Below are 229 nucleotides of genomic sequence, written 5' to 3' on the forward strand. Positions count from 1 at the left end.
ATGACGGCGCTGCGTGCTGCGACCATTGAGCTTGGTCCGCTGGTGCGCGGTTTACCGCATTTGCGCACTATCCATCGCCAGCTGTATCAGGATATTTTCGACTGGGCAGGGCAACTGCGTGAAGTTGATATTTATCAGGGCGATACGCCGTTCTGCCACTTTGCCCGGATCGAGGAGGAGGGGAATGCCCTGATGCAGGCCCTTGAGCAGGAGGATTATCTCAATGGCC

General features: G+C 56.8%; 1 pseudogene. It reads left to right on the forward strand.

What is annotated here, in order from left to right:
* Positions 1–229 (forward strand): annotated as a pseudogene (locus QP437_RS10570) (Fic family protein); the annotation flags it as partial.

The sequence above is a fragment of the Haemophilus sp. UMB1048 genome (genome assembly GCF_030218125.1).
GTDB lineage: Bacteria > Pseudomonadota > Gammaproteobacteria > Enterobacterales > Pasteurellaceae > Haemophilus_D.